This is a genomic window from Salinibacterium sp., assembly GCF_031364185.1.
Lineage (GTDB): Bacteria > Actinomycetota > Actinomycetes > Actinomycetales > Microbacteriaceae > Rhodoglobus.
The window spans coordinates 22,539-30,615 of sequence record NZ_JANLVV010000260.1; the positions used below are offsets into that span (position 1 = coordinate 22,539).

7 protein-coding genes are annotated in these 8,077 nt (G+C 65.8%); 3 read left to right on the forward strand and 4 right to left on the reverse strand.

The genetic code is table 11. The features are described from left to right. Positions 1–39: 39 nt before the first annotated feature. Positions 40–1,272 carry an FAD-binding protein gene (locus RMN95_RS11505; RefSeq protein ID WP_309617050.1) on the forward strand — a complete coding sequence of 411 codons (1,233 nt, stop codon included), beginning with the start codon at positions 40–42 and terminating at the stop codon, positions 1,270–1,272. Here the strand turns inward: RMN95_RS11505 and RMN95_RS11510 are convergent. From RMN95_RS11510 to RMN95_RS11520, 3 genes are all read right to left on the reverse strand, one after another. Next, complete coding sequence (locus tag RMN95_RS11510; protein ID WP_309617051.1) at positions 1,269–3,809, reverse strand: DUF3516 domain-containing protein; 2,541 nt, start codon at positions 3,807–3,809, stop codon at positions 1,269–1,271. The two genes, RMN95_RS11505 and RMN95_RS11510, sit on opposite strands and share 4 nt — an antisense overlap. A gap of 235 nt (positions 3,810–4,044) precedes the next feature. Further along, a complete protein-coding gene (locus RMN95_RS11515) occupies positions 4,045–4,977 on the reverse strand; it encodes a nucleoside hydrolase (RefSeq protein WP_309617052.1) in 933 nt (310 codons plus the stop codon). An 8-nt stretch (positions 4,978–4,985) separates the two neighbouring features. Further along, positions 4,986–5,741 carry a ParA family protein gene (locus RMN95_RS11520; RefSeq protein WP_309617053.1) on the reverse strand — a complete coding sequence of 252 codons (756 nt, stop codon included), beginning with the start codon at positions 5,739–5,741 and terminating at the stop codon, positions 4,986–4,988. A 59-nt stretch (positions 5,742–5,800) separates the two neighbouring features. On the opposite strand from RMN95_RS11520, the gene RMN95_RS11525 reads away from it, so the two are divergent. Both RMN95_RS11525 and RMN95_RS11530 read left to right on the forward strand, forming a co-directional pair. Beyond that, positions 5,801–7,267, forward strand: a complete 1,467-nt coding sequence (locus RMN95_RS11525) for an SDR family NAD(P)-dependent oxidoreductase (protein WP_309617054.1) — start codon at positions 5,801–5,803, stop codon at positions 7,265–7,267. After that, positions 7,264–7,452, forward strand: a complete 189-nt coding sequence (locus RMN95_RS11530) for a hypothetical protein (RefSeq protein WP_309617055.1) — start codon at positions 7,264–7,266, stop codon at positions 7,450–7,452. The genes RMN95_RS11525 and RMN95_RS11530 overlap by 4 nt, the downstream gene beginning before the upstream one ends. Here the strand turns inward: RMN95_RS11530 and RMN95_RS11535 are convergent. After that, positions 7,449–8,077 (reverse strand): DUF1353 domain-containing protein (locus RMN95_RS11535; RefSeq protein WP_309617056.1); only part of this gene is annotated, 629 nt, incomplete at its 5' end. The two genes, RMN95_RS11530 and RMN95_RS11535, sit on opposite strands and share 4 nt — an antisense overlap.

Below are 8,077 nucleotides of genomic sequence, written 5' to 3' on the forward strand. Positions count from 1 at the left end.
GTGTCGACGCGCCGGTGCACGGACGGGCACAATGGGGACGTGAGCATCGGAACAAACTGGGCCGGGTACCACGAGTATCGCGCGTCAACCCTGCACCGGCCCGCCTCCGTTGACGAGCTTCAGGATGTCGTCTCCAGGGCGCCGAAGATTCGGGCACTGGGCAGCAGGCACTCGTTCAACGACCTCGCCGACTCGGCAGAACTCGTCTCGCTCGAGGGCCTGGACCCGGCGATCGTCATCGACGACGAGACCGACACCGTCTCGTTCTCCGCCGGCCTGCGGTACGGCGAACTCGGAGTGGTGCTGGAGGAGGCGGGTTGGGCGCTGCGCAACCTCGCGTCCCTGCCCCACATCTCCGTCGCTGGCGCGGTCGCGACCGGCACGCACGGCTCCGGAGTGGCCAACGGAACGCTGTCCCGGGCCGTCTCGGGTCTCGAACTGGTGATGGCATCCGGTGAACTGCGCAGCATTGGACCGGTGGATGCCGAGTTCGATGGCGCCGTCGTCTCGCTCGGAGCGCTCGGCATCGTGTCGAGAATCACGCTCGATATCGAGCCGACCTTCGACGTCAGGCAGGACGTCTACTCGGGGCTCAGCTGGAGCTCGCTGCTGGACAATTACGAGTCGATTGTCTCCCGCGCCTACAGCACCAGCATCTTCACACACTGGCTGGGCGACACCGTCGGCGACGTCTGGCTGAAGTCGCGCATGGGCGACAGAAAACCACCGCAGGAACTCTTCGGGGCACTCCTTGCGGCCGCCGAACGACACCCGCTGCCCGATGCGCCTACCAGCAGCACCACGACGCAGGGCGGCATCCCAGGGCCGTGGATCGACAGGCTTCCGCACTTCAGAATGGGATTCACTCCCAGCAACGGCAACGAGCTGCAGACCGAATATATCGTGCCGAGGGAGCATGCGATCACCGCGATCCGGGCAATCCGGGCGCTCCGCGAGCGCATCGCGCCACACCTGTTCATTTCAGAACTGCGGACGATGGCGGCAGACTCGCTGTGGCTGAGCGGAGCATACGAGACCGATGCGGTGGGCATCCACTTCACCTGGAAGTTCGAGCCGGATGCCGTACTGGCGCTGCTGCCGATCATCGAGGAGGCGCTGGCTCCGTTCAACGCACGGCCGCACTGGGGGAAACTGTTCCACTCGGTTCGTCGGGAGCTCTACCCGAGGCTCGGCGACTTCGTCAGTCTCGCCGAGGAGTTCGACCCGAGCGGCAAATTCCGTAACGACTACCTGGAGCGAAACGTCTTCTAGACCATTCCCACGGCGGTGAGGCGCACCACCGCGATGCCCTGCTCGGCGGATTCGGCCAGGTCAATGGTCGCGCTGATGCCCCAGTCGTGATCGCCGGCGGGGTCATCGAAGATCTGACGGACCGTCCACTGCCGCGGGTTCTCCGTGATCATGATCATGGCAGGGCCCCGCGCGTCGCCACCGGTGCCGAGCGTGTCGTGCTCGTCGAAGTACGCATCCATCGCTTCAGCCCAGGCGTCGGCGGTGAACCCGGATGCCGCATCCAATTCTCCGAGCGCCTCCCAGTTCTCGAGCGCCGCCAGCTGCACCCTGCGGAACATCTCATTGCGCACGAGCACCCTGAACGCCCTGGGGTTCGCGAGGACGCTGGGCGCACGTGGTGGAACTACGGGACCGGTCGGATCCGCAGTGGGATTGATCATGGCCTCCCACTCGTCGAGCAGGCTCGAGTCGACCTGGCGCACGAGCTCGCCGAGCCACTCGATGACGTCGAGCAGCTCTTCGGTCTTGGCGTCATCAGGAATCGTCTGTCGGGCGGCGCGGTAGGCGTCGGACAGATAGCGCAGCACGAGCCCCTCCCGCGGGGCCAGTCCGTAGAAGCCGGTGAAATCGGCGAACGTCATCGCGCGCTCGTACATGTCACGCACGACACTCTTGGGGCTGAGCGCGAAGTCACCGATCCACGGCTGCGTCGCGGAATACTGCTCGAACGCGGCATTCAGCAGCTCCTCCTGGGGCTTAGGCCAGGTGACCTGCTCCAGCAACTCCATCCGCTGGTCATACTCGATGCCCTCGGCCTTCATCGCGGCCACGGCCTCACCTCTGGCCATGAACTGCTGCTGCTGGAGCACCGGTCGGGGGTCGTCGAGGGTCGACTCGAGGATCGAGATCATGTCGAGAGGATAGGTCGGCGACTCAGGGTCGAGCAGCTCGAACACCGCGAGGGCGAACGGCGAGAGCGGTTGGTTGAGCGCGAAATTGGGCTGTAGGTCGACGGTCAGCCTGATCTCGATGTTCTCGTCGAGGGTTTCGACGAGTTCCCCGTCGTACATCGCCATGACGGGCACGGTCACCTGCTCGACCACACCGGCCGCGCGCAGGGTCCGGTAGATCGCGAGCGCCTGCCGGGCGAGCGCGAGTTTCCCGTTCCAGGTTTCGTGGCTGTCGAAAATCAGGTCGCGCATGGTCGCGAACGCATCGCCACCCCGGGCGATCACATTCAGGATCATCGAGTGGCTGACCTTCATGTGGCTGGTCAGCAGTTCGGGTTCGGCCGCGATCAGCCTCTCGAAACTGGGCTGGCCCCATGACACGAAACCGTCCGGCGCTCTCTTGCGCACGATCTTTCGCACCTTCTTGGGGTCGTCCCCGGCCTTCGCCACGAGGCGTGCGTTCTCGGCCTCATGGTCGGGCGCTTCGGCGACCACGGTCCCCGCCGTGTCGTACCCCGCGCGACCAGCCCGGCCCGCGATCTGGTGGAATTCGCGAGCGCTCAGCTGGCGCATCCGGGTGCCATCGTATTTGGTGAGGGCGGTGAGCAACACCGTGCGGATCGGCACGTTGATGCCCACCCCGAGCGTGTCGGTGCCGCAGATCACTCGTAGCAATCCGTGCTGGGCGAGCTGCTCGACGAGCCTGCGGTACTTGGGCAGCATGCCGGCGTGGTGAACGCCGATTCCGGATCGGATCAGGCGGCTCAGGGTCTGCCCGAACCGAGTCGTGAACCGGAAGCCCCCGATCACTTCAGCGATCTCGTCGCGCTGTTCGCGGCTGATGACCTTGATGCTCGTCATCGCCTGCGCGCGCTCGAGCGCCGCGGCCTGCGAAAAGTGCACGATGTAGATCGGTGACTGGCCGGTCTGCAGCAATTCCTCCGCGGTCTCGTGAACCGGGGTCATGACGTAGGAGTAGTGCAGCGGCACCGGGCGGTCGACGCCGGTAATGAGCGCGGTCTCGCGGCCGGTGCGCCGCGAGAGGTCATCGGCAATCGGTTTCATATCGCCGAGGGTGGCCGACATCAGGATGAACTGCACGCGCGGCAGCGTCAGTAGCGGCACCTGCCAGGCCCAGCCGCGATCCGGGTCGGCGTAGAAGTGAAACTCATCCATCACCACCTGGTCGACCTCGGCATCGGCACCCCGCCGCAGGGCGATGTTGGCCAAAATCTCGGCAGTGCAGCAGATGATCGGAGCGTCGGCGTTGACGCTCGAGTCGCCGGTCACCATGCCGACGTTCTCCGCGCCGAAGATATCGACCAGCGCGAAGAACTTCTCACTCACGAGCGCCTTAATCGGTGCGGTGTAGAAGGTGCGCCTGCCCTGGGCAAGAGCAGTGAAGTGGGCGGCGATGGCGACGAGGGATTTGCCCGTTCCGGTCGGGGTGCTCAGGATGACGTTTGCGCCCGACACGATCTCGATGAGAGCTTCGTCCTGCGCGGGGTACAGCGGTAGTCCGCGAGACTCGGCCCATCCGGCGAAAGCCGTGTAGGCGGCATCCGGATCAAAAGGGCTCGGCGCGAGGTCGAGGAGGGCGGCCATCCCTCAACCGTAACTTGCGCGGGATCGCGCGGGTGCCATGTCCGAAATGACGGAGATCGGACCGGTTGGACGTGCAGCTGCGCCGAGTTGATGGCAATCGTGCGGCAGTTCTCCGTCATTTCGGACGGCGGGTCGGCGCAGTGGGCTACGTATGGCACTGTGCCATACGTGCCTTAGACCTCGGGTCAGGCCTCCCGGCCTGCGGAGCGGCGGCCGGGGCGGCGGGATGACGGCCCTAGCCGGTGTGCTCCGCGGCGACCCTCGCGTAGACGGTCTCGACGTACGCCCAGAACCCGTTCACATCGAGGCGCGTGGCGACCATGGCATTCGGTGAGGGCGCGTCGAAGTCGACCACGGTCATCCCCGAGGTGAATTCCCCCGTCGTCTCAATGTCGACCCTCGCTGGGCGCGTCTCAAACAGATCTGGGCGGGCCACATAGGCCACGGCACAGACGTCGTGCACGGCCTGGCCGTCCCAGTCCGGAACGTTCGGATTGAAGTAGAAGGTCGCCAACGGCACGATCAGGTCGTCGGCGAGTGCCCCGAGCGTGCTGAGGCGGTCGACGACGATCGAGTTGGCCTGCGCCTGCAACGTCAGGTCGAGGCCGATCATGGTCACCTGCCAGTCGGCGTCGAACACGATGCGAGCAGCCTCGGGGTCTGCCCACATGTTGAACTCGGCGGCAACGGTCGCGTTGCCCCTCGTGAACGAGCCGCCCATGATCGTGAACGAGGCCGCCCAGCGGGCGATCGCGGGTTCCTTCTCGAGAGCGAGCGCGATATTCGTCAGCGGCCCGGTAGCGACCAGGTGAACTGCGCCGGGCGTCGCGCGCAGTGTGTCGATGATGAAATCGACGGCGTGGATGCCCGTGACCGCCAGTGTCGCTTCAGGCAGGGTCACGCTGCCGAGGCCGCCAGCCCCGTGCACATGCGCGGCGTCGCGGAACTGCCTCGTGAGTGGGCCAGCCGCGCCTGCCGAGACGGGAACCTTCGGAAACTTCAGGTATTCGCGCAACCGCAGCGCATTTCGCGTGGTGTTCTGCAGCGTGACGTTGCCGCCGACCGTGGTCACGCCGATAACTTCGAGATCAGGGTCGCCATGGGCGAGCAGCAGCGCGAGGGCGTCATCCAGCCCGGGATCACAGTCGAGGAGCAGCCTAAACGGCATGGTGAAAGCTACCTCCCGGCTTTCCGGATGCCGGCGGCGCGGCGCACCGCGATCCACAGCTCACCGAAGGCGTGAGCCGCCTCCGTGCTCGGCGCGAACGTCGACACCGGGCCGCGCTCCGACCCCATCCGCTCAATGACGACCGTCGATGGCACGATGACGTCGATCACGTCACGGTTGTCGTGTGACAGGGATTGCACCGCCAGCCGATGGGCTGACTTGCGGCGATCGACCATGGACAGGAACGCGAGCACCGGGGTCTTCTTCGCCGTGGTGACGACGATCTGCCTGACCTGATCGAGCGAGCGCAGCGCCAGCGGGGACGGCACCAGCGGGAGCACCACGACATCAGCCACGTGAATAGCATTCTCGGCGACCAGGGATGCGCCGGGTGGGCAATCCAGGATCACCACGTCGTAGTCCCTTTTCACTGCGTCAAGCACCTTCGCGATGCGATGTGTGGAGTTCTTCACGCCATCGAACACGAGCTCAAGTTCGCGATAGCTGTCGTCCGCCGGCATCACATCCAGACCCGCAAACGCCGTCGACTTCACCACGCTGCCCGCAGTTGTTTTGCCGCTGATGAGGGCGTCGATGCCACCCTTGAGCTTCGGCTTGACGTTCAACAGGTAGGTCGCCGCGCCCTGCGGATCGAGGTCCCACACCAGCACCCGCAGGTCGCGCGCCGCCTCCCAGGCCAGGTTCACTGCGGCAGTGGTCTTACCCACACCGCCCTTGGTGCTGTACACGGCAACAACCTTCATGCCCCTCACTTTAGGCGGCCGAGGGTCAGGCTCGCCCGGGCTGGGCCGTAGAATTTCGTGTGACCTTCGAGCAGCCCACCGCGAGCGGGATCGACCCCGACGATCTCGAGACAACCCTCCGGGTGCTTGCCAGCATGGCCGAGGTCGACGAGGAGCATCCGGATTTCGTGTCGGTGCGCCAGGCGACCGCCAAGATGTTCAAGGCGGTCAAGAAAGAGCGTCGACTTGAAAAGCGTGCCGTCATTGCCGACGCCGACCGCAGCGTGATCGCCGCCACTGCCACCGGGGCGCCCGATCGCATCGACGACGAAACCCGTGGCATCCCGATCAGCACCACGACAAAAGCCTCCACCGCTGGCACGCTCATCAGGGCACGCGCCTGCTACATCTGCAAAAAGCCCTACACCGTCGTCGATGCGTTTTACCACCAGCTGTGCCCCGAGTGTGCCGTGCAGAGCCACGCCAAACGAGACGCCCACACCGACCTTATCGGCAGACGCGCGCTACTCACCGGCGGTCGCGCGAAGATCGGAATGTACATCGCCCTGCGGTTGCTAAGGGATGGCGCACACACCACCATCACCACCCGGTTTCCCCGCGACGCCGTGCGCCGCTTCACCAGCCTGCCGGACTCGCCGCAGTGGATCGACCGGCTCAAGGTCGTCGGAATAGACCTGCGCGACCCCGCCCAGGTCATCGGCCTCGCCGAGGATGTCGCAGCCTCGGGCCCCCTCGACATCCTCATCAATAACGCGACGCAGACCGTGCGCCGCTCCCCCGGTGCTTATCAGCCGCTGGTGGATGCCGAACTCGCGCCGCTACCGGATGGCACGCTACCCGAGCTGGTCACCTTCGGTCACACCAATGATCCACACCCGCACGCGCTCGCGCGCTCTGTCACCGCCCACCCGATCCTTAGCTCCGCGGCCGCCAGGGCCGACGAGCTGACCGAACAGGCCATGGCCCCGGGCTCAAGCTCGCTCGAGCGACTCGCGGCCGGGACGGCGATTGACGCGGGCGGGCTGCTTCCGGACCTCCACGGGGTCAATTCATGGACACAGCATGTCAACGAGGTCGACCCACTCGAGATGCTTGAGGTGCAGCTGGCGAACACGACGGCGCCGTTCATCCTGATCTCGAAGCTGCGACCGTCGATGGCGTCAAGCTCTGCGCGCCGCACCTACGTGGTCAATGTCAGCGCCATGGAGGGTGTGTTCGGTCGCGGATATAAGGGGCCAGGTCACCCCCACACGAACATGGCGAAAGCCGCCGTGAACATGCTCACCCGCACGAGCGCCCGCGAGATGTTCGAGACGGACGGCATCCTGATGACCAGCGTGGACACCGGCTGGATCACGGACGAGAGACCTCACCCCACCAAGGTGCGTCTCGCCGAGGAGGGGTTTCATGCTCCGCTTGACCTTATCGACGGCGCCGCCCGTGTCTACGACCCGATCGTGCGCGGCGAGGCCGGAGAGGACCTGTTCGGCATTTTCCTCAAGGATTACGCGCCGGGCAACTGGTGAAAGCCGGCGATCGCGTCGTCGTGCGCTACCGGCTTCCGACCGGCCAGGCCACGGACGCACTGGGGATGCTCGTCAGCGCCGACGGCACGACGCTGGTCGTCGACGGCAAGCGCGGGCTTGAGCGCATCGCCGTGGCAGACATCATCGCCGCGAAACAAGTGCCCCCGCCCCCAGCGCGTCGCTAGCCGGCCACACGGCGGATATTGCGCACATCCGTCGGCCCGACCACCGGCGAACCCTTGCCCCTGGGCAGGTCGACGATGAGCCAGACGATATTCTCGATGGCCAGGTATGGCAGGTATGCGGCGACCTGGAGCACCGCGACCGGCAGCAACAGTGCCCCGGCATAACTTGCCCACACCAGCAGCCGCCACCGCTTGCCGGCGATCGCGCTCGTCGCCAGTGGCAGTAGCGCCAGCGGGATTCCCCAGCCCGGCGCGCCCCACGCCAGCGCGAGGATGGTGCCGGCCACCACGAGACCCAGCCCGAGAAGACCCAGGGCCAACAGGGCGATGAATCGCGGCACCGAGTGCTTCTGGTAGCGCTCGAACGACACGAACATCCACATCAGCCAGGCACGAAATGGTGCAACTCCAAGCTCGCGCAACCCGAGCCGAAACGCCAGATCCACTCTCTCTCGCTCCGCGAGTGACTCGACGGCGCCAAGCCCCGATTCACGCACCCGCCAGCTCTCACTGTCGTGAACCACCGCGGGCGCCGTCTGCCTGCCGTAGGAGGCAATCAGACTCCAGAAGATGACGGGGACGGAGGCGAGGTCGGTGCGATTGCCCCGTTTCGGGTCGACATCGG